This is a genomic window from Pseudacidovorax sp. DMC4 (assembly GCF_056314265.1).
The window spans coordinates 18,786-44,989 of record NZ_JBQUYR010000007.1; the positions used below are offsets into that span (position 1 = coordinate 18,786).

26 protein-coding genes are annotated in these 26,204 nt (G+C 69.6%); 17 read left to right on the forward strand and 9 right to left on the reverse strand.

Annotation, left to right across the window (positions count from 1 at the left end; translation table 11 throughout):
- Window positions 1–8 precede the first annotated feature (8 nt).
- Window positions 9–1,700, forward strand: a complete 1,692-nt coding sequence (locus ACT54X_RS14075; protein WP_476347137.1) for a CocE/NonD family hydrolase — start codon at window positions 9–11, stop codon at window positions 1,698–1,700.
- Between the two features lie 257 nt (window positions 1,701–1,957).
- Here the strand turns inward: ACT54X_RS14075 and ACT54X_RS14080 are convergent, their stop codons facing one another.
- Window positions 1,958–3,724, reverse strand: coding sequence for a DEAD/DEAH box helicase (locus ACT54X_RS14080; protein ID WP_294374205.1), 1,767 nt, complete (start codon window positions 3,722–3,724; stop codon window positions 1,958–1,960).
- A gap of 278 nt (window positions 3,725–4,002) precedes the next feature.
- Between ACT54X_RS14080 and ssuE the strand changes: the two genes are divergently transcribed.
- From ssuE to ACT54X_RS14120, 8 genes are all read left to right on the forward strand, one after another.
- The gene (gene ssuE / locus ACT54X_RS14085; RefSeq protein ID WP_294374206.1) at window positions 4,003–4,590 is read left to right on the forward strand and encodes an NADPH-dependent FMN reductase; all 588 of its coding nucleotides are present in this window, start codon (window positions 4,003–4,005) and stop codon (window positions 4,588–4,590) included.
- Between the two features lie 114 nt (window positions 4,591–4,704).
- Window positions 4,705–4,983 (forward strand): hypothetical protein, encoded by a 279-nt coding sequence (locus ACT54X_RS14090; RefSeq protein ID WP_294374209.1) that lies wholly within the window; start codon window positions 4,705–4,707, stop codon window positions 4,981–4,983.
- Between the two features lie 53 nt (window positions 4,984–5,036).
- Complete coding sequence (gene ssuD, locus ACT54X_RS14095; RefSeq protein ID WP_294374211.1) at window positions 5,037–6,215, forward strand: FMNH2-dependent alkanesulfonate monooxygenase; 1,179 nt, start codon at window positions 5,037–5,039, stop codon at window positions 6,213–6,215.
- A gap of 14 nt (window positions 6,216–6,229) precedes the next feature.
- Window positions 6,230–7,069: an aliphatic sulfonate ABC transporter permease SsuC gene (gene ssuC, locus ACT54X_RS14100; RefSeq protein WP_294374214.1), complete on the forward strand. Its 840-nt coding sequence runs from the start codon at window positions 6,230–6,232 to the stop codon at window positions 7,067–7,069.
- Window positions 7,070–7,235: 166 nt separating this feature from the next.
- A complete protein-coding gene (locus ACT54X_RS14105) occupies window positions 7,236–8,210 on the forward strand; it encodes an aliphatic sulfonate ABC transporter substrate-binding protein (protein ID WP_294374217.1) in 975 nt (324 codons plus the stop codon).
- Window positions 8,207–9,040 carry an ATP-binding cassette domain-containing protein gene (locus ACT54X_RS14110; protein ID WP_476347142.1) on the forward strand — a complete coding sequence of 278 codons (834 nt, stop codon included), beginning with the start codon at window positions 8,207–8,209 and terminating at the stop codon, window positions 9,038–9,040. Before ACT54X_RS14105 ends, ACT54X_RS14110 begins: the two co-directional genes overlap by 4 nt.
- 23 nt (window positions 9,041–9,063) lie before the next feature.
- Complete coding sequence (locus ACT54X_RS14115) at window positions 9,064–10,359, forward strand: O-acetylhomoserine aminocarboxypropyltransferase/cysteine synthase family protein (protein WP_294374222.1); 1,296 nt, start codon at window positions 9,064–9,066, stop codon at window positions 10,357–10,359.
- A 49-nt stretch (window positions 10,360–10,408) separates the two neighbouring features.
- On the forward strand, window positions 10,409–10,624 hold the full coding sequence (locus ACT54X_RS14120) for a TOBE domain-containing protein (protein WP_017757916.1): 216 nt from the start codon (window positions 10,409–10,411) through the stop codon (window positions 10,622–10,624).
- 27 nt (window positions 10,625–10,651) lie between these two features.
- On the opposite strand, the gene ACT54X_RS14125 is transcribed toward ACT54X_RS14120, so the two are convergent.
- From ACT54X_RS14125 to ACT54X_RS14150, 6 genes are all read right to left on the reverse strand, one after another.
- Window positions 10,652–11,209, reverse strand: coding sequence for a cytochrome b/b6 domain-containing protein (locus tag ACT54X_RS14125; protein ID WP_294374226.1), 558 nt, complete (start codon window positions 11,207–11,209; stop codon window positions 10,652–10,654).
- Complete coding sequence (locus ACT54X_RS14130) at window positions 11,193–11,456, reverse strand: PepSY domain-containing protein (RefSeq protein WP_294374229.1); 264 nt, start codon at window positions 11,454–11,456, stop codon at window positions 11,193–11,195. The genes ACT54X_RS14125 and ACT54X_RS14130 overlap by 17 nt, the downstream gene beginning before the upstream one ends.
- A 123-nt stretch (window positions 11,457–11,579) precedes the next feature.
- Window positions 11,580–12,263 (reverse strand): Fe2+-dependent dioxygenase, encoded by a 684-nt coding sequence (locus tag ACT54X_RS14135; RefSeq protein ID WP_294374232.1) that lies wholly within the window; start codon window positions 12,261–12,263, stop codon window positions 11,580–11,582.
- 13 nt (window positions 12,264–12,276) lie between these two features.
- A complete protein-coding gene (locus tag ACT54X_RS14140; protein WP_294374236.1) occupies window positions 12,277–13,428 on the reverse strand; it encodes an alpha-hydroxy acid oxidase in 1,152 nt (383 codons plus the stop codon).
- 82 nt (window positions 13,429–13,510) lie between these two features.
- A complete protein-coding gene (locus ACT54X_RS14145) occupies window positions 13,511–15,838 on the reverse strand; it encodes a TonB-dependent receptor (protein WP_476347145.1) in 2,328 nt (775 codons plus the stop codon).
- Between the two features lie 203 nt (window positions 15,839–16,041).
- Window positions 16,042–16,869: an N-acyl homoserine lactonase family protein gene (locus ACT54X_RS14150; RefSeq protein WP_476347147.1), complete on the reverse strand. Its 828-nt coding sequence runs from the start codon at window positions 16,867–16,869 to the stop codon at window positions 16,042–16,044.
- A 127-nt stretch (window positions 16,870–16,996) separates the two neighbouring features.
- On the opposite strand from ACT54X_RS14150, the gene ACT54X_RS14155 reads away from it, so the two are divergent.
- The gene (locus tag ACT54X_RS14155; protein ID WP_476347149.1) at window positions 16,997–17,821 is read left to right on the forward strand and encodes an SDR family NAD(P)-dependent oxidoreductase; all 825 of its coding nucleotides are present in this window, start codon (window positions 16,997–16,999) and stop codon (window positions 17,819–17,821) included.
- Between the two features lie 3 nt (window positions 17,822–17,824).
- Here ACT54X_RS14155 and ACT54X_RS14160 read toward each other — a convergent pair whose 3' ends face one another.
- A complete protein-coding gene (locus ACT54X_RS14160; protein ID WP_476347150.1) occupies window positions 17,825–18,538 on the reverse strand; it encodes a GntR family transcriptional regulator in 714 nt (237 codons plus the stop codon).
- Window positions 18,539–18,676: 138 nt separating this feature from the next.
- On the opposite strand from ACT54X_RS14160, the gene ACT54X_RS14165 reads away from it, so the two are divergent.
- The 5 genes from ACT54X_RS14165 (at window position 18,677) to ACT54X_RS14185 (ending at window position 23,127) form a co-directional block, all read left to right on the forward strand.
- On the forward strand, window positions 18,677–19,120 hold the full coding sequence (locus tag ACT54X_RS14165; RefSeq protein ID WP_476347152.1) for a carboxymuconolactone decarboxylase family protein: 444 nt from the start codon (window positions 18,677–18,679) through the stop codon (window positions 19,118–19,120).
- The gene (locus tag ACT54X_RS14170; RefSeq protein ID WP_476347153.1) at window positions 19,117–20,028 is read left to right on the forward strand and encodes an NAD(P)-dependent oxidoreductase; all 912 of its coding nucleotides are present in this window, start codon (window positions 19,117–19,119) and stop codon (window positions 20,026–20,028) included. Before ACT54X_RS14165 ends, ACT54X_RS14170 begins: the two co-directional genes overlap by 4 nt.
- A gap of 16 nt (window positions 20,029–20,044) precedes the next feature.
- Window positions 20,045–21,178 carry a serine hydrolase domain-containing protein gene (locus ACT54X_RS14175; RefSeq protein WP_476347155.1) on the forward strand — a complete coding sequence of 378 codons (1,134 nt, stop codon included), beginning with the start codon at window positions 20,045–20,047 and terminating at the stop codon, window positions 21,176–21,178.
- Window positions 21,179–21,239: 61 nt separating this feature from the next.
- Entirely contained in the window at window positions 21,240–22,220 is a 981-nt protein-coding gene (locus ACT54X_RS14180) for a tripartite tricarboxylate transporter substrate-binding protein (RefSeq protein ID WP_354320911.1), read from the forward strand.
- A gap of 10 nt (window positions 22,221–22,230) precedes the next feature.
- A complete protein-coding gene (locus ACT54X_RS14185; RefSeq protein WP_294374264.1) occupies window positions 22,231–23,127 on the forward strand; it encodes an SDR family oxidoreductase in 897 nt (298 codons plus the stop codon).
- 300 nt (window positions 23,128–23,427) lie between these two features.
- Here the strand turns inward: ACT54X_RS14185 and ACT54X_RS14190 are convergent, their stop codons facing one another.
- A complete protein-coding gene (locus tag ACT54X_RS14190; protein ID WP_294374267.1) occupies window positions 23,428–24,228 on the reverse strand; it encodes an IclR family transcriptional regulator in 801 nt (266 codons plus the stop codon).
- 159 nt (window positions 24,229–24,387) lie between these two features.
- Between ACT54X_RS14190 and ACT54X_RS14195 the strand changes: the two genes are divergently transcribed.
- On the forward strand, window positions 24,388–25,371 hold the full coding sequence (locus ACT54X_RS14195; protein WP_294374270.1) for a tripartite tricarboxylate transporter substrate binding protein: 984 nt from the start codon (window positions 24,388–24,390) through the stop codon (window positions 25,369–25,371).
- A 40-nt stretch (window positions 25,372–25,411) separates the two neighbouring features.
- On the forward strand, window positions 25,412–26,203 hold the full coding sequence (locus ACT54X_RS14200) for an enoyl-CoA hydratase/isomerase family protein (RefSeq protein WP_294374272.1): 792 nt from the start codon (window positions 25,412–25,414) through the stop codon (window positions 26,201–26,203).
- Window position 26,204: the final 1 nt, after the last annotated feature.

Sequence of the window (26,204 nt, forward strand, 5' to 3'; positions counted from 1 at the left end):
GGCCCGCGATGATCGTCGAGAAGAACGTCAGCATCCGTCTGCAGGACGGCACTGAACTCAAGGCCAACGTGTTCCGTCCGGAGGGCGGGGCGCCGGTGCCCGTGCTCATGACGCACGGTCCCTATGGCAAGGACCTGCATTTCGAGGATGGCTTCAAGCCGCAGTGGGACGAGCTCAAGCGGCTCTATCCGGGCCTGGACACCGAAGGCAGCACCGGCCGCTATCTGCGCTGGGAGGTGGCCGACCCGGAGCGCTGGGTGCCCTGGGGCTATGCCCTGGTGGTGGTGGACAGCCGGGGCGCGGGCGAGTCGCCCGGCAAGCTCTGGGTCTGGTCGCCACAGGAAACACGCGACTATGCCGAGTGCATCGAATGGGTGGGCACCCAGCCCTGGTGCAGCGGCAAGGTCGGCCTGCTGGGCATCTCGTACTACGCCATGAACCAATGGCAGGTGGCCGCGCTGCGGCCGTCACACCTGGCCGCCATGTGCCCGTGGGAAGGCGCCAGCGACCTATACCGCGACGCCAGCCACCATGGCGGTATCTTCGGCAACTTCTTCTTCGAGTTCTGGTTCCCCAAGCAGATCCTGTCGGTTCAGAACGGCCATGCGGCCAGCCCCTTCGTCGACCGCGAGACCGAGATGCAGATGACCGGCGCGTTGCTCAGCCGCGAGCAGGTCGAGGCCAACCGCGTCGACGTGATCGAGGAGTTCCGCTCGCATCCCTTCGAGGACGACTGGTACCGCGCCCGCACGGCGCGGCTGGCAGACATCGAGGTGCCGCTGCTGTCGGCCGGCAACTGGGGCGGCATGGGCCTGCACCTGCGCGGCAACGTCGAGGGCTTCCTGGGCGCCGGCTCTCGGCAGAAGTGGCTGCAGATGCACGGCGGGACGCACTGGGAGTCCTTCTACCTGCCGCAGTACGTGCAGATGCAGAAGCGCTTCTTCGACCACTTCCTCAAGGGCGAGGCCAACGGCTGGGACGCGCAGCCGCCCCTGCTGCTGGAGGTGCGGCATCCTGACCACTTCGAGCAGCGGGCCGAGAACGAATGGCCGCTGGCACGTACGCAGTGGACGCCGCTTTACCTGGACGCACAGACGCTTACGTTGTCTGCGGCCCCCGTCGCGACTGCGGCGGAGACAAGCTACCGGGCGCCGGGGAGCGGTGTGCAGTTCACCAGCGCGCCGATGGCCGTGGCCAGCGAGTTCACCGGGCCGGTGTCGCTGGTGCTGTGGGTGCGCGCCACCTGCACCGACATGGACCTGTTCGTGACCCTGCGCGCCTATGCGCCGGACGGCCAGGAGGTGCTGTTCCGCGGCGCGACCGATCCGCAGGTGCCGGTGGCGCAAGGCTGGCTGCGGGTGTCGCACCGCCGGACGGACCCGGCCCGGTCACGACCGGGCCGGCCCTTCCACACGCACACCGAGGCCGAGCCCATGGTGCCCGGCACCGACTACCGCGTGGAGGTGGAGATCTGGCCCACCTCCATCGTGCTGCCCGCGGGCTACCGACTGGCAGTGCGCGTGGATGCGCAGGACTTCGAGCGGGAGGGCGCCACAGGGCCGCGCAAGGGATCGGGGCCCTTCCTGCACACGGACCGCAGCGACCGGCCGGCCGCGATCTTCCACGGGGAGAACACGCTGTTGACCGGTGGGCGGTATGACTCGCATCTGATGCTGCCGCTTGTTCCGGCGGTGTGCTGAAGAATAACGAAAAGACCTGAATAGTCTGGCATGCACGAGGCCGCGTACGCGGATTTCAGTGAATGCTCGCCCTCAGTACAACGCAACACACCCGTGTCGCCGGATCTCCTCTTCCAGCCAGTGCAGCGTGTGTGTGAGATCTGTGTTCGCGGCCAACATACGGTCAGCTGGGTAATCCGCGACTTCTGCACTCGGCGCCCGTTCTAGTCTGCAGATGATTGCTGGTGCGCGAGCCAATGCCAAGGCTGGTCGTCTTCCTAGCCTCCTTCTCCCGCCAACGACCGTCCAAACTCTCCATCCCCCGCCACCGTCACCACCAGCTTCTGCGTCGCCCGCGTCGCTGCCACATAGAACAGGCGGGCCTCCGCAGCCACGTCCTCCCCCTCCCGTGGCATGCGGCCGACGCCCGCAACGGCGACCACCGGAAACTCCAGCCCCTTGCTGGCATGCATGGTCATTACCTTGATGCTGTCGGCCAGTGGGTCGAAGTCGCCGGAGCGGCGGCGCACCCGGTGCGGGAGTTTGCGCTGCCATAGTGCTCGGTCGCACTGGTCCATGGCCTCGTGATCACGGCACAGGATGGCCATGTCGCCCCAAGCGTGCCCTTCTTCATGTGCGGCGGCCAGCAGTTCGGCGATCTTGCCTGGCTCGTCGCGCGGTGACGGCAGCCGCACGATCAAGGACGGTTGTCCGTCGCGCCCGCAGCTGATGGGTTGCACCAGGGGCACGCCGTCGTCGTCCTGCGCATCGGGCTGAAGAAAATCTGCCGCGACGCGGTTGGCGGTCTGCAGGATCTGCCGGGTGTTGCGGTAGTTGATCTTGAGGATGGTCGTGCGCCCCGCCGCTTGAATGCCCACGCTCTTGAAGCTGAAGCCGCGTGCCTTGCTCTTGCCGTAGATGTTCTGCGCGCTGTCGTATAGCACCAGCAGGCTGTTGGTATCGGGGTCCACCATCTGCGCGACAAGCTTGAACCACTCGGGCCGGAAGTCGTGGCCTTCGTCGATCATGACGGCCTGGTACTGGGCCGGCGGAATCTGGTGGCGCTCCACACCGCGGATCACGAAATCCACCATGCGGTCGAACATGTCGTGTCCCTGCGCGGGCACGGGCTGCCCATAGGCGACGAGCTGCTGGCGGCACCATCGGTGGAAGTTGCGCACGTGCACCCGGTGCTCCAGGCCCTTGAGTGCGAATAGGGCCGCCAGCTTGACGGCCAGCGGCTCGTTGTAGCAAAGAACGAGGATGGGCTTGGCCGAGGGCGCCTGGGCTAAATGCTCGGCGCGGTAGCCCAGGATCATGGTCTTGCCAGAGCCGGCCACGCCATGGATCACCCGGTGGCCCTCGCCCAGGCTGCGGGCCAACTGCTCCTGCTGCAGATCCATGACCCGCATGATGTCTGGCAGTTCTTCCGAGTCGGCCGGCAGCAGACTGCCCTGCACGGGCACCCGCACTTCCGGGAACATGATCCAGCGGACGCGGTCGAGCTGCGGCATCGACATTGCATGGCCGAAGCTGTGCGGAAACATGTCCCACAAGCGCTTCTGTAGAGCCTCCGGCTCAGCGGATTCGAGCATCTCGTCCTTGCATATCACCAGATGCGCATCGATGGTCTGGTCCAAGCCCGACTGCTCGAACTGCTTGCGCGTGATGTTGGTGAAGACCACGCCGCTGCCCCACGGAAAGGCCAACTTGCCGGCGTGCGGTCCATCGGCATGCACGAGCTGAGGATCGCGCTCCAGCGCATGGACGACCTGGATGGCGCAGTGGCGCGCCTGCAGTGCAGGGTTGGCAACGACCTTGGGCCGGCCATCCACGAGCAGCGTCCAAGCCTGGCGGTTCGCCTCCTGCACGGTATCGATGCGCCAGTCCTTGGTTTCGAGGATCAGGATGCCCCGGCGCGGATGGATCACCACGAAATCCGGATGCGTCTGCTTGGGGCCGACGGGCACGTCGTACCAAAGTAGGTAGTCGTCGTCGAGCTTCTGCTCCAGGCGCTCGGCCAAGCGGCGCTCGCCAGCGGTCATGCGCCCGGCGCAGGCGCCTATGGCAGGGATCAGTACGGCCACATCTGTCTATGCTCCATGCCGTCGAGGATACGGCAGGCCGGTCGCCCTCGGGCCGGGCATTCGGTGGGTCGAAGTCGTGCTGGAAGAGCATGCCTTACTCGTTTTCCGCATGACCACCTGCGAAGACGGTCGTTCGCAGCAGCAGGACCTCTCACCAGAATCGATGCCATCGACAGCTAACCCCCGCCACTGACCGATGGCGCCGCGCCAGCCGCGATGCCCTGGTCCCGATGCCCATGCCTCCCGTCCTCCTCATCGCCGGCAGCCCTTCGGCACCTTCCCGTTCCACCGCCTTGCTGCTTGCCGTGGCCGACCGGCTCGCGCAGCGCGATGTGGAGGCGCGGCTGCTGCAGGTGCGCGACCTGCCCGCCGTATCGCTGCTGGCGGCCGATGTGTCGGCACCGGCGATCGCGCAGGCCGTGGCCGCGCTGGCCGAGGCGCCGGCCATCGTGGTGGCCACGCCGGTCTACAAGGCCGCCTACAGCGGCCTGCTCAAGACCTTTCTGGACCTGCTGCCGCAGACGGCGCTCAAGGGCAAGACGGTGCTGCCGCTGGCCACGGGCGGCAGTCCGCACCACATGCTGGCGCTCGACTACGCGCTGCGGCCCGTGCTGCAGTCGCTGGGCGCCCGGCACATCCTGCCCGGCGTGTATGCCAGCGATGCGCAGGTGACGCTGGTGCCCGAGGGCGCCTACCACCTGCAGGAAGAGCTGGATGCACGCCTGGCCGAGGCCGTGCAGACGCTGGCCGCCGAAGGGCTGAACCTGCCGCCGCAGCGCGGCTTCGCGCCGGTGGCCTTCAGCAGCGTGCGATGTAGCGTGTGACGCCACTCGGGCGGCGCCGTCGCCGTCCTGCCTTTCTTCCCCTCCCATTGCTCTCGTGCGATGGCTGCCGCTGGCGGCCTGGGCTGTCGCACGCCATCCAACGACGAGATCGCCATGAGCCTTCCTGCCCTGCGGCGCGCCGACGCCGAGCCGATCCATCCCCTGTTGCAAGACCGCCATCGCGCGCTCTCGCAGACCGCCCTTCGCATCATCGGCGTCACCGCCCTGGCCTGGGGCGTACGCCTGGCCGACGCACAGACGGCCCGGGGGCCTGTCGCGGGTGCCAGGCCCGGCGCGCTGAATGCACTCCAGCGTCTGCGCAGCGCTGCGGGCGCCGGCAAGCCCCGGCGCGTGCGGCTCGTGCCCGCGGCCTTGCTCGCGCATTCCTGGTGACGGGCGCCGCCTCGTCCGCCTGTGTGCCCACGACCCATCACCGACTTCCTCCCATGAGCCTCCAGCTGTTCTGGTTCCTTCCCACCCATGGCGACAGCCGCTATCTCGGCAGCACCGAGGGCGCGCGGCGGGTCGATCTCGCCTACCTGCAGCAGATTGCGGGCGCGGCCGATTCGCTCGGTTATGAAGGCGTGCTGATTCCCACTGGCCGCTCCTGCGAAGACCCGTGGGTGGTCGCGTCGAGCCTGATCGGCGCCACGCGCCGGCTCAAGTTCCTGGTGGCGGTGCGTCCCGGGTTGCACCAGCCCTCGCTGGCGGCGCGCATGGCCGCGACCTTCGACCGCCTTAGCGGCGGGCGCCTTCTGATCAATCTGGTCACCGGCGGCGACCGGGCCGAGCTGGAGGCCGACGGCGTCTTCCTGGACCATGCCGAGCGCTATGGGCAGTCGGCCGAATTCATCCGCGTGTGGCGCGAGATCGTGGCACGCAGCCATGGCGGCGAGGCCTTCGACTTCGATGGTCGCTATGTGCAGGTCAAGGGGGCTCGACTGGTGTTTCCGCCCGTGCAGCGGCCGCATCCGCCGGTATGGTTCGGCGGCTCGTCCGAGGCGGCGCATGAACTCGCCGCCGAGCAGGTCGAGCGCTACCTCAGCTGGGGCGAACCGCCCGCGGAGGTGGCGCGCAAGCTGGCCGATGTGCGGGCGCGGGCCGAACGTCACGGCCGCCAGGTCGAGTTCGGCATCCGCCTGCACGTGATCGTGCGCGAGACCGAGGACGAGGCCTGGCAGGCCGCCGATGCGCTCATCAGCCGGGTGGACGACGCCACCATCGCCAAGGCCCAGGAGGCACTGGGCCGCATGGATTCCGAAGGCCAGCGCCGCATGGCCGCGCTGCATGGCCGCGGCGCCAACCGCAGCCGCGAGGCCCTGGAGATCAGCCCCAACCTGTGGGCGGGCGTGGGCTTGGTGCGCAGTGGCGCAGGCACCGCGCTGGTGGGCAATCCGCAGCAGGTGGCCGCGCGCATCCGCGAGTACGCCGACCTGGGCATCGATGCCTTCATCTTCTCGGGCTATCCGCACCTTGAGGAGGCCTATCGCTTCGCCGAGCTGGTGTTCCCGCTGCTGCCGCGCGATGTGCAGGCCCGCGTGGGGGAGGGCGCACGGGCCGGCGGGCCATTGGGCGAGGTGGTCGCCAATGTCGATGCGCCCTCGCGGCTGCGTGCGCAGGGCTGAGCAGAAAGACGCCCATGACCCAACAAGCACAAGCATTGCCGGCACCTCCCGTGCTGTCGCCGTCCGCCGGGCCCGGCGGTCTTCGCATCTTTCTCGCCGGCCTCGGCCAGCGCCTGCTGCCCTGGGTCGTGCCCGTGCTGCTGGTGGTGCTGTGGCAGGCGGCCTCGTCGCTGGGGTGGCTCTCCTCGCGCGTACTTCCAGCGCCCGTGGACGTCCTGCGCGCTGCCTGGCAGCTCACCGTCTCGGGCGAGCTGTGGACCCATGTGAAGGTGAGCGCCGGCCGCGCGCTGGCGGGACTGGCCGTCGGTGGCGGGCTGGGGCTGGCGCTGGGCCTGCTCACGGGCTCGGTGCGCTTCTTCGAGACGCTGCTCGATTCCACCATCCAGATGGTGCGCAACATTCCGGCGCTGGCGCTCATTCCGCTGGTGATCCTGTGGTTCGGCATCGACGAATCGGCCAAGCTGTTCCTCATCAGCGTGGCGGTGTTCTTTCCGATCTACCTCAACACCTTCCACGGCATCCGCAACGTCGATCCGCAGTTGATCGAGATGGGGCGCACCTATGGCCTGTCGCGCTGGCAGCTGTACCGGCAGGTGATCCTGCCGGGCGCCCTGTCCTCCATCCTGGTCGGGCTGCGCTTCTCGCTGGGGCTGATGTGGGTGATCCTGATCGTGGCCGAGACCATCTCGGCCCAGGCCGGCATCGGCTACCTCACGATGAACGCGCGGGAGTTTCTGCAGACGGACGTCGTGCTGGTGGGCATCCTGCTCTATGCGCTGCTGGGCAAGCTGGCGGACCTGCTTGCGCGCGGCCTCGAAAGATGGTGGCTGCGCTGGCACCCGGGGTATCAATGAATTCCCCCCAGGCTGCGCGCTTCGCCAACCCCCCTGCGGGGGGCGCGCCTGGCGGCCTGGCAGAGCCAGTTCCGCGGGCGCTCCCGCCTGGCCGGCTCCGCGGCCTTCGGCGTCCTTTGATGGGACGCCGGGCCGGCGATAGATCTCTTGCTGTTGCACCCTCTTCATGAACTCTGATCTCTTCATTCAACGCCGCACCGCCTTGAGCCTCCTCGGCGCTCTAGCCGCCGGTCCCGCGCTCGCGCAGGGCGGCGCCGCGCCGCAGGCCGTGCGCATCGGCTACCAGAAGTCCTCCACCCTCATTGCCGTGCTTCGGCTTCAGGGCACGCTGGAGCGGGCCTTCGCGCCGCTGGGGCTCAAGCCGACCTGGCATGAGTTCACCAGCGGACTGCCGCTGCTGGAGGCGCTGAACCTCGACAACGTGGACGTAAGCGCCGATGTGGCCGACACGGTGCCTGTCTTCGCGCAGGCCGCCGGGGCTCAGCTCACTTTTCTGGCGCAGGAGGCGCCGTCGCCCGCCGCACAGGCCATCGTGGTGCGCAGCGATTCGCCGTTGCGCACGGTGGCCGACCTGCGTGGCAAGCGGGTCGGCTTTGCCAAGGCGGCCGGCGTGCACTACCTGCTGCTGGCGGCGCTGGCCAAGGCCGGCCTGGGCTTCAAGGACATCGAGCCGGCCTACCTTACGCCGGCCGATGGCCGAGCGGCCTTCGAGCGCGGCGCCATCGATGCCTGGGTGGTGTGGGACCCGTTCCTCTCTGCCGCGCAGATCCAGTCGGGGGCGCGCGTGCTGGCCGATGGCACGGGGCTGGCCTCGTACCAGCGCTACTACCTGGCCAGCACACGATTCGCACGGGCGCGGCCCGAGGCGCTGTCGGTGCTGTACGCCGAACTCGAAAAGACCGGCCGCTGGGTCAAGGCCCAGCCCAAGGAGGCGGCGGCCCTGCTCGCGCCCTTCTGGGGCCTGGATGCCGCGGTGGTCGAGCAGGCCAACGGCCGCCGCAGCTATGCGGTGCGCGTCGTCACCCGCGAGCGCCTGGGCGAGCAACAGCGCATCGCCGATGCCTTCCTGGCGGAGAAGCTGCTGCCGCGGCGCGTCGATGCGCTGGACGTCGACCTGTTCAAACCGGGAGCCGCGTCGTGAGCGCTGTACCGAATCGGGAAGAGGCCGTCACCGCCCCGGCTGGCGTGGCATTGGACGCGCAGGGCCTGGGCAAGCGCTACGGCGAGCGTGAGGTGCTGCACCAGTTGCAGCTGCATGTGGCGCCGGGCGAGTTCGTGGCCATCGTCGGCCGCAGCGGCTGCGGCAAGAGCACGCTGCTGCGCCTGGTGGCAGGGCTGGAGTCGCTCAGTTCGGGCCAGCTCGGCATCGACGGCCGGCCGATCCGCGGACTGCATGACGACACCCGCATCATGTTCCAGGAGGCGCGGCTGCTGCCCTGGAAGCGCGTGCTCGACAACGTGACGCTGGGCCTGCCCGCCGGCGCGCACGAGCGGGGCCGCGAAGTGCTGGCCCAGGTGGGGCTGGCCGAGCGGGCCGACGAATGGCCCGCGCGCCTGTCGGGCGGCCAGCGCCAGCGCGTCGCCCTCGCGCGTGCGCTGGTGCATCACCCGCGGCTGTTGCTGCTCGACGAGCCACTGGGTGCGCTCGACGCGCTCACGCGCATCGAGATGCACCGCCTGATCGAGCGCCTGTGGCAGCGCCACCGCTTCACCGCGCTGCTGGTCACGCACGACGTGCAGGAGGCCGTGGCCCTGGCCGACCGCGTGATCCTGATCGAGGACGGCCGCATTGCGCTGGACGTGCGCGTCGACCTGCCGCGCCCGCGCGCCCAGGGCGAGGCCGCCTTCGCCGCGCTGGAGAAACGCATCCTCGACCGCGTGCTGCAGAAGCCCGCGGACGAGTCGCGGCCGCCCGCCGCCAACGACCCGCTGGCGCAGACGCCCGCCCATGCGTTGCGCTGGGCCATCTGATCCTTTTTCCACGGAGACCCGCCATGACCCAAGCCAAGGACTGGAAGTTCGAAACCCTGTCGGTCCACGCCGGCTACCGGCCCGACCCCACGACGCATGCCGTGGCGCCGCCCATCTACCAGACGGTGGCCTATGCCTTCGACTCGGCCCAGCATGGCGCCGACCTGTTCGACCTGAAGGTGCCGGGCCACATCTACACCCGCATCAACAACCCGACGCAGGATGTGCTGGAGCAGCGCGTGGCGGCGCTCGAGGGCGGCATTGCGGCGCTGGCGCTGGCCTCGGGCCAGGCCGCCGTCACCTATGCCATCCAGACCATCGCCGAGGCGGGCGACAACATCGTCAGCAGCACGGCCCTCTACGGCGGCACCTACAACCTGTTCGCGCACACGCTGCCGCAGTTCGGCATCACCACGCGCTTCGCGGACCACCGCGATCCGGGCAGCTTCGAGGCGCTGATCGACGAGCGCACCAAGGCCGTCTTCGTGGAGTCGCTGGGCAACCCGGCCGGCAACGTGACGGACATCGCCGCCGTGGCCGCCATCGCCCACCGTCATGGCGTGCCGCTGATCGTGGACAACACGGTGCCTTCGCCCTATCTCAGCCGGCCCATCGAGCATGGCGCCGACATCGTGGTGCATTCACTCACCAAGTACCTGGGCGGCCACGGCACCAGCATCGGCGGGGCCATCGTCGACTCGGGCAAGTTCCCGTGGGCCGAGCACAAGCAGCGCTTCCGCCGGCTGAACGAGCCCGACCCGAGCTATCACGGCGTGGTCTACACCGAGGCCCTGGGCCCCGCGGCCTACATCGGCCGGGCGCGCGTGGTGCCGCTGCGCAACACGGGCGCGGCCATCTCGCCCTTCAACGCCTTCCAGATCCTGCAGGGCATCGAGACGCTGGCGCTGCGGCTGGACCGCATCAGCAGCAATTCACTGGCCGTGGCCCGGCACCTGAAGGCCCATCCGGCGGTCAAGTGGGTCAACTACGCCGCGCTGGAGGACCACCCCGACCATGCGCTGGCGCAGAAGTACCTGGGCGGCCGTGCCAGCGGCGTGCTCACCTTCGGCATCCAGGGCGGCCGTGCGGGCGGCGAGCGCTTCCTCGACGCGCTGCAGCTCTTCACCCGGCTCGTGAACATCGGCGACGTGCGCTCGCTGGCCACGCATCCGGCTTCCACCACGCACCGCCAGCTCTCGCCCGACGAACTGGCCCGTGCCGGCGTCACCGAGGACACGGTGCGCCTGTCCATCGGCATCGAGCACATCGACGACCTGCGCGCCGATCTCGACCAGGCCCTGGCGGCAGCGAGCCGCTGAGCCCTTCCTTCTTCATCGTCTTCTGTCACCCATCCACAAGGAGCTATCCATGTCCATCCAGGCCATCAATGTGCGCAACCAGTTCAAGGGCAAGGTCCGCGAGATCATCCGCGGCGACGTCGTCTCCGAGGTCGATGTCGAGACGCCCTGGGGCATCGTCACCTCCGTCATCACCACCCGCTCGGTGGACGAGCTGCAGTTGCGCGTCGGCTCGGACGTGGTGGCGCTGGTGAAGTCGACCGAGGTGTCGATCGCCAAGCTGTGACGGCGCGGTGCCTCGTCGCGCCGGTGTTCAGTCCACGTCGCCGGGGCCCGGCGGCGCCTTGCGGCCGGTGAGCATGGCCTTCACCAGGTTCTCGCGATGCGCGATGCTGGTGAAGACCACGCCGCCCACATGCAGCGCGACGAGCGCCAGCAGCGTCCAGCCCAGCGCGGCATGCAGCCACGCCAGCCAGCCGTAGCCCCAGAACAGGTCGGTGGTGTAGAGCCAGCCGCTCGCACCCAGCAGGCCGATGCAGCCCAGCAGGGCGAGCACCATCCAGCCACCCAGCGGGTTGTGGCCGATGTAGCGGGGTGCGGTGCCGCGCAGCACCTGCCGTGCATAGCCGAGCGTGGCCGCGCGCGATCGCACGAACTGCCCGAAGCGCGCATATCCGCGTCCGGCCAGGCCAATGCCGCTGCGCAGCGCCGCGGCCGCCAGTGCCACATAGCCCGCCACCTCGTGCGCCGGGCCGAGGTCTTCGCGGAAGACCCAGGCCACGGTGACCGATGCGATCAGGCCCAGGTGGAGCAGCCGCACGCTGCGGCTCCACACGCGGGTCTGCGGCGCGGCCTCACTTCTCTTCGACACGTTCCAGCGTCTTCGGGTCGAAGAAGGCTTCGACGCGCTTGCCCTGCGGGTCCTTGCCGTAGACCTCGTAGCAGGTGGGCGTCATCTCCATGCGGCGCACGGTCCAGCCCTCCTTGACGAGCTTGGCCTGCAGGTCGGTGTGAGGCTTCCATTCGGCCTTGGGCGAGGCGGGGCACTGCACATTGCCGTGGGCAAAAACGGCACCGGCGGCGCAGAGCAGGACGGGAGCGAGAAGGTGGCGGATCATGGTGGGAAGGCCTTGCTTGTGGGGTTTGAAGGAGATCGCGGCGCGCAATCGCTTGCGCGACGGCCCGGACGCTGTGAATGACGGCGACACGGCCGGGCGGGCATGGCGGGGGTGCACCTCTGCTCATGTCAGCGCCCAGCGGCGCAGCAGGTTGTGGTAGACGCCGCTCAGCTGCACGAGGCGCCGGTCCGCGGCCGGCAGGTCGGCGCCGAGCCGCTGGATGGCCTGGTCCAGGTCGAACAGCAGCGCGCGGTCGGTGGGGTCGGGCACCAGGCTCTCGATCCAGAAGAAGGCGGCCAGCCGCGCACCGCGGGTCACGGGTGTGACCCGGTGCAGGCTGGTGGAGGGGTAGAGCACCAGGTCGCCGGCATCGAGCTTGACGGCCTGCACGCCCGAGGGGCCCTCGATCTCCAGTTCGCCGCCGTCGTAGTCCTGCGCGTCGGCCAGGAAGAGGGTGGCCGACAGGTCGGTGCGCAGGGCGTCGCTCGTGCCGGGCAGCTGCATCACCGCGCTGTCCACATGGGCGCCGTAGGTGCCGCCGTCGGCATAGCGGTTGAAGCGCGGCGGAAAGATGCGCCGGGGCAGGGCCGCCGAAACGAACAGCGGATGCCCAGCGACGGCCTGCAGCACCTCCAGTCCCAGTGTCTGGGCCAGCGGCGATCGCTCGTCGAGCTGCTCGTTGTGCTTGACCTCGCGCGCCAGGCTGCCGGCCGTGTCGGCCCCGGCGCGCCAGGGCTGCGCCTGCAGCTGCCGCGCCATGTCGCGGGCCTTGTCGCGGGGAAGGATCTGGTCGATGGTGAGCAGCATGGGCAGCGGGGCCTCAGGGGGTCGCGTTGAAGTCCGGCACGGCAAGCAGCCGGTCCGGGCCGATGTCCGCGATGCGGGCGCAGCCGGCCACGGCCATGCAGGCCTGGAGCTCTTCGCCGAGTAGGCGCAGCAGGTGGGCCACGCCCAGCGCACCGGCCGCGGCCAATGCATAGAGCTGCAGGCGCCCGACCAGCACCGCGTTGGCGCCCAGGGCCAGCGCCTTGAACACATCGGCGCCGCTGCGGATGCCGCCGTCGAAGAGCAGCTGGACGTGGGGGCCGACGGCCTCACGCACGGCGGGCAGCAGAGACAGGCTGGGCGCGACGCCATCCATGGTGCGGCCGCCATGATTGGAGACGACGAGGCCGGCGCACCCGGCGTCGGCCAGTGCACGCGCGTCCGCGGGATCGAGCACGCCCTTGACCCACACCGGCAGCGGCGTGGCAGTGCGCAGCCAGGCGAGGTCCTCGGCGCGCGGCCCCAGCGCCATGGCGCCCTGGAAGATGCGGCTGGCCCCTTCGGGCACCGCCGGTGCCATTGCGGCTGAAGCGCCGTGGGCCGGCACGCAGTCCGCCGGCATGCGGAAGCCCGCGCGCAAGGCCCGATGGCTGGCCAGCTGGATGCTGGCATCGAGCGTGAGGACGATGGCCCCGTAGCCGGCCGCTTCGGCGCGGCGCACCAGGGCCAGCGTGTCCTCGCGCCGCGGCTGCAGATAGAGCTGGAACCAGGGTCGGGGAAGGGCGTCCTGGGCCGGCAGCAGCCGGGCCACGTCCTCCAGCGGCGTGGTGGCCAGCGTGCTCAGCAGCAGGGCCGTGTGGGTGGCGGCGGCGGCGCGGGCCGTCTCCAGCTCACCACGGGGATGCACCAGTTTCTGGAAGGCGACGGGCGCGAGGCCGATGGGCTGGGCCCATTCCTCGGCCCCGACGCGCATCCGGGTGTGGCCGGCGCGCAGGTCGCGCAGCACGCGCGGCACGACGGACCAGCGACCGAAGGCGGCGACGTTGGCCTGCGCCGTCCAGTCCTCGCCGCTGCCGCCGGCGATGTAGGCCAGCCGGTCCGCGGGAATGAACTGCCCGGCCAGCCGCTCATAGTCGCGCGCGGCAAGGATGCCGGGCGGGATCCGGTCGGACGGTGCCGTGGTGGCGGACGGCGGGGGCGAGGACATCGGATTGAGAACGTCAGGCTGAGCCCGGCATTGGAGCAGACGCGGCGGCCGGGCAGGCCTGCGCCCGCCCGCCGCCCGACCGTCAGAACTCGTAGTCGAAGGTCACCCGCACGGCGCGGCCGTCACCCTTGTAGAGGAAGGCGCCCGAGCGGTAGACCGCCGTGTAGTAGTCCTTGTCGGTCGCGTTCAGCACGTTCAGGCGGATGTCGGCGTGCTTGTTGAGCCGGTACGAGGCGAACAGGTCATACACCGTGAAGCCGGGCACGGGCTGTGCGCACACGCCGTTGGTGTAGCCGGCACCGGTGTCGGGCTGGCCGCCGCAGCGCTTGCTCTCGTGGCGGGCCACGCCGCCGATGGACAGGTCCGGCGTCAGCTGGTACTTGGCCTGCAGCGTGGCGGCGCGGTCGGCAAAGTTGGACAGCGGCAGGCCCACGTTGGTGGCCGTGGCCGAGGCCAGCACCTTCGACTTCATGAAGGTGGCACCGGCCTGCACCGTGAGCTTGTCGGTCACGTTGCCCACCAGGCCGAACTCCACGCCCTGCACCCGGTTCTTGCCGGTGTTGAAGGTGCCGACGGCGTCGTAGTTGGCGCCTTCCATCACGTCCTTCTTGGTGGTGCGGAAGGCGGCGGCCGTGAACAGCAGCTTGTTGTTCAGCAGGTTCCACTTGGTGCCGATCTCCAGGTTCTCGGAGGTCTCGGGCTTGGCACCCGCGGCACTGCCCTGGTAGATCACCAGGCCGCCGTAGCCGGCACTGGTGCCGGTGTCGGACTCGCCGCCGTTGATGTCCTGCGCCGTGCCGTAGCTGGCGTAGACCATGCCGGCCTCGCTCAGCTTGTACGACAGGCCCAGGTGGCCGTTCCACAGCGTGTCGGTGTAGCCGTAGTTGCCGGTGGCCAGGCCGGTGGAGGCGCTGCTGGTGATCAGGCGGAAGTCGGTGTAGTCGGCGCGCAGGCCGCCGAAGGCGGTGAGGCGGTCGGTCAGGTCCACCGTGTCCATCACGCTCAGGCCCGTGGACTTGACGTGCCAGTCACGGGTGCGCGGCGTGCGGGTGTAGCTGCGGTTGGCCAGGTAGTTGACGCCAGCCACCGCGTTGCCGAGCGCATCGGTGATGCACCAGGCGTTGTTCACGCGGCTGGTGGTGGCGTTGCGGCAGTTGTAGGCGCCGGCGTTGGTGATGTTGTAGCCGCCCGAGATCACCTCATGGTCGGTGTACTCGAAGCTGAAGATGAGCTCGTTCTTGCGGCCGGCGATTTCGGTGTCCCAGCGCAGGTTGCTCTGATGGGCGAAGTAGGTGACGTCCTGCCAGCCGGTGTGGCCGTTGTCCAGCGTGCCCGCGACGTAGCCCTGGTTGCTGCCCAGCGGATAGACCGTGCGGCTGGAGGCGCCGGTGGTGGCGTAGGCGTTCTCGCTGCGGCCGTAGCGCGTCAGGCTGTTGAGCTTGAGATTGTTGGCAAAGCGGTACTGCACGCGGGCGGTGACGGTGTCCACGTCCGACTGCAGGAAGTCGTTGGCCTGGGCATAGAGCGGCACGTTCTTCGCCGGGTAACGGAAGGGCGCGGTGCCCACCAGGTAGCTGCCCAGGTCGGGACGCTTGTCCTTGGCACGCAGGCCGTAGTAGTCCAGCGTGACCGACAGGTCCTTGTTGACCTCCCACAGGCCCGACAGGGCCAGGCCGTCGCGGCGACGGGTGGAGTAGTCGCGATCGGGCACGCCCTCGTTGCTGGTCAGCACGTTGGCGCGCAGGGCGAACTGGTCGGTGAAGCCCTTGTTGAGATCCGCCGTGACGCGGCGGTACTTGTCGGTGCCGGCACCGGCCGAGATCCGGTAGAAGTCGTAGTCCAGCGTGGCCTGCTTGGTGATGGCGTTGATCGCGCCACCGGCCGAGCCGCGGCCGGCGAAGCTGGAGTTGGGGCCCTTGGTGATCTCGACCTGCTCGATGGCGAAGCTCTCGCGCGTGGTCATGCCGGGGTCGCGCAGGCCGTCGACGAAGACGTCGCTGCGGGCTTCCTGGCCGCGGATGATGTAGCGGTCGCCGAAGGCATTGCCGTTCTCGCCGGTGCCCAGCGTGATGCCGGGCTGGGCCGCCAGGATCTGCTTGAGGTCGGTGGCGCCGGAATCGTCGATGGCCGTCTTGGTCACCACCGAGATGGTCTGCGGCGTCTCGGCCAGCGGCCGCGTGTGGCGTGTGTCGCCCGAGGTGCGGGCCTTGTAGGGCGCGCCGCCTTCGGCATTGGGGTTGGGGTCGATGGCCTGTTCCTGCACCGTCACCGCCGGCAGGGCGGCGGCGGGCGGCTGGGCGGCGGTCTGGGCCATAGCGCCCAAGGGCAGCAGGGCTGCGGTGGACAGGCTGGCGGCCAGGCCGTCGGCCATACGCAGGCTCCGGGGCCGGCGCGTCGCGTTGTTTTTCATGGTTCTCCGCTCCGTGGGTTTGTAAGCGGACGCGATTCTCATTGGCAATCGTTCGCATTCCGTTCTGCGGAGGGGCGTTTTGGTCCTGGAGAACTCGTGCTTTACAGACGCTTTACAGAAGATCCCTCCTTTCGTTGTGGCCAGACAACAGCTGGGCACGCCCGGTGCCCGCGTTGCACGACGGAGTCAGGCCCCTGAGGGCCTCAGTGCTGCTTGCAGCGCGGCTCCCAAAGCCGCACCGTGAAGTCGGCGTCGCGCGGATCGGGGGCAAAGCGCTGCATGACCAGCGGATCGTGCCCAGGCACGATCAGGGACTCGTGCGAGGCCCAGTCGCCGACGCGGCCGAAGGCGTCCAGGCTCTGGTCCGGCCGATAGACGATGGGGAAGGGCGAGCCCTTGTCGCGGTTGGCGTAGTAGTGAAAGAGGTCCGACGCCAGCACCACCCAGCCCGCCGCGGTGTGCACCTGCACCACCTGCAGGCCCGCCGTGTGCCCGCCCACCCAGCGCAGGCGGATGCCCGGGCGCAGTTCGACGTCGCCATCGACCACACGCACGCGCTCCTCGAACAGGTGGCCGACCATGGCATGCACGTCGCGCTGCTCGTACGCCAGGCGGAAGAAGCTGTGGCACATGTACTTGCCGGTGGTGAAGCCGAGTTCCTTCTCCTGCACCCAGAAGGTGGCGCGGGGATAGGTGGCGGTGCTGCCGGCATGGTCGTAATGCAGGTGCGTGACAACCACATCGCCCACCTCAGCGGCATCGACGCCCAGGCGAGCCAGGCCCTGTTCGGGTGGGCGCAGCATCTCGCGCCCGCGGCGGGCCGCGGCCTGCGCGTCGAAGCCCGTGTCCACCACGACGTGACGACCGTCCGGGCACTTGATCAGCCACACGAAGTAGTCCATGGGCATGGGTGCCTGCGGATCGGCCGGCGCCTCGATGAAGTTCTGCGCCGCGACGCGCCGATGGTGGCCGTACCGGATGGCATAGACCTCGTGCTGGACGGCACAGGCAGGGCGGGAGGCGTCGGTCATGGCCGCGAGTTTGCAGCCATGCTGCATTCGCAGCCACCGGGATATTCCTGTATGACAATCGTACGAAACTAAGGGATCATCAGACAAACCTCCAACGCGAGCCGGGCATGCCCGCGCCCTCCCGACCATGGATCTTCAACAAGTCTTCAACGTGCGCGGCCAGGGTGCCATCGTCACCGGCGGCGCCAGCGGCATCGGCCTGGCCATGGTCGAGGCGCTGGCCAGTCAGGGCGCGACGGTCACCCTCCTCGACATGGACGCCGCGGGCATCGAGCGCCAGGTGGCTCGTCTGAGGGCCCAGGGCCTGTCCGTGCGCGGCCGCGTGCTGGACGTGACCGACCGCCCCGCCGTGGACGCTGCCTTCGACGAGGCCGCCGCGGCGCACGGCCTGGACATCGTCTTCGCCAACGCCGGCATCGACCCGGGGCCGGGCTTCATGGCCTTTTCCGACCGCGGCCAGCGGCTGCCCGAGCATGCGATCGAGCACTACAGCGACGAGCGCTGGCACCGTGTGATCGGCGTCAGCCTGGATGCGGTGTTCTATGCCATCCGCGCGGCGGCGCGCGTGATGAAGCCGCAGGGGCGGGGCGGGCGCATCGTCGTCACCACCTCCATCTCCGCCGTGCGTCCGGCGCCGGGCGTGGGCATGGCCTACATGGCGGCCAAGTCGGGCGCTGCGCATCTGGTGCGCACCGCGGCGCTCGAGCTGGCGCGCTACCGGATCCGCGTCAACGCCATCGCGCCCGGCCCCTTCGTGACCCACATCGCCAATGGACGCATGCAGGATCCCGCCGTGCAGGCGGCGCACGCGAAGCTGGTGCCGCTGGGCCGCATGGCGAGCACCGAGGAGATCAAGGGGCTGGCGCTGTTCCTGGCGTCCGAGGCCTCCAGCTTCGTGACCGGCGAGCAGATCGTGATCGACGGCGGCGCCTCGCTGGGCGCGGTGGACTGAGCGTCAACCGCCGCTTGCGGCCTGAGGCGCCGAGCGCTCCAGCAGCCGAAGCGCGAGCGCGCCGGCGTTCTGCACATGCTTGTGGGCAGCGGCCTGCGCCGCCACTGGGTCGCGCTTCTTGAGTGCCTTGAGCAACTGCCGGATCTCGCTGATGCTGTGCCGTGCCCGGTCAGGGTCGGACAGGGTCATGTTGCGCAACTGGCTGGCCCGCAACTGGATGCTGCGCAGCATCGAGGCCGCGAGGTCGTGGTCGGCGCCGCCGATCAGTGCCTCGTAGAAGGCGCGCTTGGCCTCCAGAAGGCCGGCGCCGCTGTCGTAGGCCTGGGCCAGAGCCTCCACCGCCTGCTCCAGTGCCGCCATGTGCGCCGAGCTGGCCAGCCTGGCGAAGCGCTCGGCCAGCAGGCCTTCGAGCACGGCGCGCATCTCGTAGATCTCGCGGGCATCACGCAGGCCGATGGTGCTCACGATCACGCCGCGGTTGGGCACGCTGGTGACGATGCCGTCGTTCTCCAGCTCGCGCAGTGCCTCGCGCAGGCAGGTGCGCGAGACGCCCATCAGCTCGCACAGCTCCCGCTCCACCAGCCGCTCGCCGGGCAGGTAGCGGCCCTGTGCCACCGCATCGCGCACAGCGCTCACCACCTGCTGGCGCAGGGGCGCGGCCGAGGCCGCGATGCGGACGATGGGCGAGGGATGGGCAGCGGATGGCGCGATCGTCATGGGCGGTCTGCAAAGGGAGCGGATCGGCCAAGGATAGCGCCGCATGGCCGCGCGCAAGCCGGACTGCGGGAAAACGCTGTACGACGAAAAACAGGCGATTGACATACTGTCGTACAAAATTGAAACGAAGGAACCCGCATGAGCGACACGCCATCCGGCAGCCCGCAGGGCGCCGACCGCAACGGCTTTCCCCCGCCTGGGCAGAGCCCGCTGTTCGACCAGGGCCTGGCCCTGCGCAAGGCCGTCCTGGGCGATGCGTATGTGGACAAGTCGATCCAGGCGGCGGACGACTTCACCCGCCCGCTGCAGAAGATGATCACCGAGTGGTGTTGGGGCGAGGCCTGGGGCAGCCCGGCGCTGCCTCACAAGACGCGCAGCATGCTCAACATCGCCATGCTCACCGCGCTCAACCGCAAGGAAGAGCTCAAGCTGCATGTGCGCGGCGCCATCAACAACGGCGTGAGCGTGGAGGAGATCCAGGCCGTACTGCTGCAGGCATGCATCTACTGCGGCGTGCCCGCGGCACTGGACAGCACCAGGGCCGCCCGCGAGGTGCTCAAAGAGATCGGGGCCATCGAATGACGCAGCCGGTCGGCTTCATCGGACTGGGCACCATGGGTGAGCCCATGGTGGCCACGCTGCGACGCGCCGACGTGGCGGTGGTGGGCTTCGATATCCGGCCCGAGGCGGCCCGGCGCCTGGCCACGGAGACTGGCATGGTGGCTGCCGTCAGTGCGGGCGAGGTCTTCGCCCGCTGCGATGTGGTCATCACCATGGTGCCCACCAGCGCGCATCTGGCGCAGTTGCTGTTCGGCGACGGCAGTGCGGACGGCACGAACGGCGCCGCCGCGTCGGCCCGGGCAGGCCAGCTTCTCATCGACATGAGTTCGGGCGAGCCTTCGGCCACGCGCCGCATCGGCGAGCGACTGGCCGCGCAGGGCGTGGGCATGGTCGATGCGCCGGTCTCCGGCAACGTGGTGCGCGCCCGCAAGGGCGACCTGGCCATCATGCTGGGTGGCAGCGATGCCGACTGCGAGCGCGCCGGCGCCGTGCTGCAGCCGATGGCGCGGGCCATCTTCCGCACCGGTGCGCTGGGCAGCGGCCAGGCCATGAAGGCACTCAACAACCTCGCATCGGCGGCCGGCTTCTGGATCGCCAGCGAGGTGCTGGCCATCGGCCGCAAGGCCGGGCTCGATCCGGCCGTGATGCTGGACGTGCTCAACGCCTCCACCGGCGCCAACAACAGCACCCAGAACAAGTTCAAGCCCTTCGTGCTGTCGGGCAGCTACCAGGGCAACTTCCTGCTGCCGCTGATGGTGAAGGACCTGGGAATCGCCGCCGGCCTGGCGCGCGAGACCGAGGCCGACGCACCCATGGCCGCGCAGGTGCTGGCGCTCTGGCAGCAGGCGCTGCAGGCTCTGGGCCCCACGGCCGACCACACCGAGGTGGCCCGCCTGGTGGCCGAGCGCAGCCACACGCAGCTGCATTGACTGGATGCCCGATCCCATGAACGAACGACTGGACAACCTGCAGGCCGCCATCGCGGCCGACGTGCAGCGCGGCCACTACCACGGCGCCGTCATCCGCATCGGCCGCGGCGGGCGGCTGGATCTGGAAGCCGCCATCGGTTTCCAGGATGCGGCTCATGACAGGCCCCTGGCCATCGACTCGGTCTTCAGCCTGTTCTCGCTGACCAAGGCCTTCACCAACCTGCTGGTGCTGCGCGCAGTGGAGCTGGGCCGGCTTTCGCTGACCACGCGCGTGGCCGAGCTGATTCCGGAGTTCGGTGGCGCCCCGCGTGACCGCGCCACCCTCTACCACCTGCTGACCCACACCGCCGGCATGCCCGGCGTGTGGACGCCCAAGCCCGACATGTTCGAGGACGACCTGGGCGAGCTGTTGCAGGCCGTCTGCGAGAACGTGCACGGCATCGTCGAGCCCGGCGCGCGCTGCGACTACGCGCCGGTGGTCAACCATGTGCTCATGGGCGAGCTGCTGCGCCGCACCGACCCGCAGGGCCGCGCCTTCCGCGACATCGCCCGCGAGGACCTGTTCGAGCCCCTGGGCATGCGCGACACCTCGCTGGGCGTGCGGCCCGACCTGCGGGCCCGCAAGGTCGTGCCGGACATCCGCGGCGTGGTGCCGATCGCCGTGCGCGGCCGCACGCAGCCGGGTCGCCACAGCCTGTTCGAGGAAGAGGTCAACGATGCCGCCCATGTGGGCGCCTGCTCGACGGCCGGCGACGTCTGGCGCTTCGCCGAAATGCTGCGCCGGGGCGGCACGCTCGACGGCGCGCGCATCGTGTCCCCGCGCATGCTGCAGCTGGCGCGGCAGAACCACACCGGCGACATGCACAACGAGCTCTACCGTGGCGTGGCCCTGCGCGCCGGCTGGACGCCGCCGCCGGCCTTCATCGGCCTGGGCTTCAGCCTGCGGGGCGAGGGCATCGTGCACCACCAGTTCGGCACGCTCACCACGCCGCAGACCTTCGGCAACTATGGCGCCGGCTCGACCATGTTCTGGGTCGACCCCGAGCTGGACCTGAGCTTCGTCTGCCTGACGACCGGCCTGCTGCCGCAGGCGGCCAACATCGAGCGCTTCCAGCGGCTGTCGGACATGGCGGTGGGGGCGCTGGCATGAGGGCGCGCCATCGCGGCCATGCCGTGGCCCGCCGATTCAAAGAACCACAGGAGACAAAGACATGAACACGCACATCGACCGACGTCATTTCCTGGCCGGCACAGGCGCGCTGGCCGCGGCCTGCGCCTGGCCGGCTGCCGCTCAGACCGTGAAGGGGCCCGTGCGCCTGGTGGTGGGCTTCCCTCCCGGGGGCGCGGCCGACATGATCGCGCGCGCCCTGGCCGAGCCGCTGAAGGCCTCGCTGGGCACCACCGTGATCGTGGACAACAAGCCCGGTGCTGGCGGCCGGCTGGCGGCCGACTATGTGCGCAGCGCGCCGGCCGACGGCACGGTGCTGCTGGTCACGCCGGCCTCGGTGATCACCATGGCGCCGCACCTGTACAAGAGCGTGCGTTACGAGCTGGTGCGCGACTTCCAGCCACTGCTGCCGCTGGCGCGCCTGGACCTGGGCCTCTACGCCGGCCCCGGCACGCCCGCCAGCGTCAAGACGCTGCCCGACCTGGTCAAGTGGATGCAGGACAACCCCAAGGCGAAGAGCTGCGGCGTGCCGGGCATCGGCTCCACGCCGCACATGGCGGCCGAACTCATCGGCCGCCAGACCGGGCTGAACTGGCAGCTGGTGCCCTACCAGGGCGATGCGCCGAGCTTCCTGGCGCTGCTGTCGGGCGAAATCCCGGTGGGCGTGAGCTCGCTGGCCGGCGGCATCGAGCACCTTCGGGCGGGCAAGCTGCGCATGCTGGCCCTGACCGGCAGCGACCGCTCGGCCGTGATGCCGGACATTCCAACGCTGAAGGAGTCCGGCTACGACATCGTGGTGGAAGACCGCCACAGCGTGATCGCGCCCAAGGCCTTGCCGGCGCCGCTGGCGTCCACGCTCAGGCAAGCCATCGCGGGCGCCATGCAGTCGAAGGACGTGGGCGATCTGCTGCAGCGCCTGTCGCTGCAGCGCGCCGCGCCCACCGAGGACTTCGCTGCCGTGCTGAAGGTCGACAGCGATCGGTGGGCAGCCGCCGCCAGGTCGATGAACCTGGCGCTGGAATGAAACCGGCAAGATGAAGGACCTCCACGGGAAGACCGCCTTCGTGACCGGCGGCGCCAGCGGCATCGGCCTGGGCATGGCCTGCGCCTTCCTCGCCGAAGGCATGAACGTGATCGTGGCCGACCTCAGCGACGCGCACCTGGCCCACGCCCGCGAAGTGCTGGCGCCACAGTCGCAAAAGGTGCGCTTCATGAAGCTGGACGTGGCCGACCGGGAAGCCATGCGCAGTGCGGCCGACGAGGCCGAGGCTGCCTTCGGCAAGATCCACGTGCTGTGCAACAACGCCGGGGTCACGGGCTACCTGCCCATGGACCAGGCCACCTACGGCGACTGGGACTGGCTGCTGAGCGTCAACCTCTACGGCGTGATCCACGGCATCGTGAGCTTCCTGCCCAAGCTGCGCGCGCACGGCGAGGGCGGCCACATCGTCAACACCGGCTCCATCGCGGGCCTGGTGCCGGCGCCGGCCTGGGGCGGTATCTACAGCACCACCAAGTTCGCCATCCATGGTCTGTCGGGGTCGCTTCGGCTGTCGGTGGGCCAGTACGGCATCGGCGTGACGGAGGTCTGCCCCGGCGCCACGCGCACCAACGTGCGCGACTCGCATCGCCTGCGCCCTGCGCACTTCGAAACGGCCGACCATCGCAAGGGCTCCATGCCCTCGCTGCAGGAGATCGGCATCGATCCGCTGGAGATCGGCCGGCAGGTGGTGCGCGCCATCCGTCGCAACGATCCGTACGTGATCGCCCATGCCGAGAACAAGGCCCATGTGCAGGCCTTTGCCGAGGAAATGCTGGCGTCCTTTCCGGACGAGACCGTGACAGACGAGGGTCGGCTCAGCTACATCCGCTGGTTCGACCAGGCGACGGCCGAGGCATTGGCGCAGCAGCCGCGCGATCCCGGCGCGTGAATGGACTTGCCGGGCGTGGTCCGGCGTGCACACGCCCAGAAAAAAATGGGTCGCCGGGTGCTTTCACACCCGACGACCCCTGCAAAAAAGCGCACCTGCTCCCGTGGCAGGGAACAGGATGGCTGCAACGGGTGGGCGAGGAAGGCTGCTTTCTCTGCCTCGCCGCGGTGCCCGTGCGGCCCTTCTGTGGGTGGTCGGTCCCTCCTGCGCTTTCCTCCCTCGCGCGTCTCGGCGGCGGTCCGGGCAATCTAGCCGTCGGTGCATCGTGGCTACTCGGCCAAATGGATGATGGCGCCGGGCTCAGCGCGGCCGCAGGTCGGCCGCCCACGCCTGGGCGACCTTCTCCGACAGTCCCAGCAGTGCATCTCCCAGTTCCTGCGCCACCGTCTCCATCGGCAAGGGCGTGGACAGGCTCACGTTCAGCACATAGGCCGCGCCGTCGGCCGAAGGCAGCGGAGCCGCCAGCGCCACCACTTCGGGCTGCCACGAGGCCGCGCAGAAGCCGCGGCTGCGGATCTGCTGGGTGGCTTCCTCGATCTCGTGCGAGAGGGCGGGCCATTGCGGGCCGCGCCGTGACGCGACCGCGCGCAGGATGTCCCGCCGCCGGGCCGCGGGCGCCACGGCCAGGTAGGCGCGGCCGAGCGAGGTCAGCTCCATCGGCACGCGCTGGCCCGACACCACATGCCGCAGCGCGACTCGGCGGGCGTAGCGGATGGATTCGAGGTAGACCATCTCGTCGCCATCCGGCGCGGCCAGGCCCACGTTGATGCGCCGGGATTCGGCCAGCGCGTGCATGTGGGGCGCGGCCACGGCGAGCACGCGCGAACCCGACCGCATGGCGTGCGCGAGGCTCAGCACGGGCGGCGCCAGCCGGTAGGCGCGCGATGCAGCCTCCCATTGCAGCAGGCCGCAGCCCACCAGCGTCTGCGTCAGCCGGCTGACCGTTGCCTTGGGCAGGCCGGTACGTTCAGCCAGGTCGCTGTTGCCCAGAAGTTCCGAGCCCGGCCTGAAGGCGCGCAGCAGGGCGATACCCCGCTCCAGCGAGCGATTGGCAGGAGAGAGGCCGGGCTTTTCCGTAAGGCTATCGATGGCTCCAGGCATGGGAGGGAGGGCGCAAATGCAGGGGATGGCAAGCTTACGGTGATTCCACTGAGTGGAACAGCTTGCGCTTTCCGAAGCTTGAATGCTCCTAGAGTTGCCGCATGGCCGGGTGCTGCTTGACAGTGCATTCGGGCATCGATCCCGACAAGGAGACACACCATGATTCGACGACTTTTGCACGCAGGGCGCGCCTGTCTTTTCGCCCTCGGCACCGTCGGCGCCCTCGGCCTGGCGGGTGCCGCATCGGCCGCCTACCCCGACCATCCGATCCGCCTGGTCGTGCCCTTCTCGCCCGGCGGCGGCACCGACCTGATCGCCCGCACGCTGGGGCAGGAGATGGGCAAGGACCTCGGCCAGCCGGTCATCGTCGACAACAAGCCCGGCGCCGGCACGATGATCGGCACCGACAACGTGGCCAAGAGCGCGCCCGACGGCTACTCGGTGGTGGTCGCTTCCTTCGCGCATGCGGTCAATCCATCGTTGCAGCCCAAACTGCCCTATGGCAGCAATGCCGTGTTCGCACCCGTGATGCTGATCGGTCGCGGCCCCAATGTGCTGCTGGTGCGGCCCGACAGCCCCTTCAAGTCGGTGGCCGACGTGGTCACGGCGGCGAAGGCCCGGCCCGACAAGCTCACCTATGCGTCCCAGGGCACGGGCACCTCGGCCCACCTGGCGGGCGAGATGCTGGCCAACCTGGCCAAGGTGAAGCTGGTGCACGTGCCCTACAAGGGCGCCGGCCCGGCCCTGACCGACCTGCTGGGCGGGCAGGTGGACATGATGTTCGCCACCGCGGCCGCCGCCTCCACCTTCGTCGATGGCGGCAGGTTGCGCGCGCTGGGCGTGACCACGCCCGAGCCCTCGCCGGCCTTCAAGGGAGTGCCCGCCATCGCCGCCACCGTGCCGGGCTACCAGATGGAAAGCTGGTATGGGCTCTATGTGCCCGCCGGCACGCCGCCCGCCGTCATCGAGCGCCTCGGCGCCGCCGCCCGCAAGGCGGTGCGCACGCCCGACTTCGCCCGCAAGATCGAACACGAAGGCCTGGTGGTCAGCGGCGGCCCGCCCGCCGAACTGGCCACCTACGTGCAGGCCGAAGAGGCCCGCTGGACCCGCATCGTCAAAGAGAACGGCATCAAGCCGGATTGAACAGAAACCGGCCCCCGCCACCCCGCCTTGGAACCCCGCCATGACCTACGACTTCATCACCCTCTCGGTCGACAACGCCATCGCCACCCTGACGCTCAACCGGCCCGACAAGCGCAATGCCATGAGCGACGACATGCGCCGCGAGTTCGCCCATGCGCTGGAGCATGTGGGCGCCGACAAGGCCATCCGCGCCCTGGTGCTGACCGGCGCCGGCAAGGGCTTCTGCGCTGGCGGCGACATCGCCGGCATGCAGCGGCGCATGAATGCGCCCACCGGTGAGGTGGGCTTCAACGGCTGGCACCGCCAGCAGCGCGTGCACCAGGTGCAGGCCCTGCTGCACACCTGCCCCAAGCCGGTGATCGCCGCCGTCAATGGCGCCGCTTCGGGCCTGGGCGCGGACACGGCGCTGGCCTGCGACTTCATCATCGCCAGCGAATGGGCCAGCTTCACCTGGTCGTACATCCACCGCGGGATCATCCCCGACGGCGGTGGCATGTACTTCCTGCCGCGCCGCGTGGGCCTGCCCAAGGCCAAGGAGCTGATCTTCACCGGCCGCCAGGTGAAGGTGGACGAAGCACTCGCACTGGGCATCGTGGACCGCAAGACCTCGGCCGAGACGCTGCTGGCCGACGCCCAGGCCTGGGCCGCCGAGCTGTCCTCCGCGTCGTCCACCGCGCTGGCGCTGACCAAGTCCATCCTCGACCAGAGCTTCGAGCTGTCGGCGCACGACGTCTTCGCCCAGGGCAGCCAGGCGCAGGGCATCTGCTACACCAGCAGCGAGCACCGCGCCTCGGTCGAGGCCTTCCTGGCCAAGACGGCCGCCAAGGAGTGAG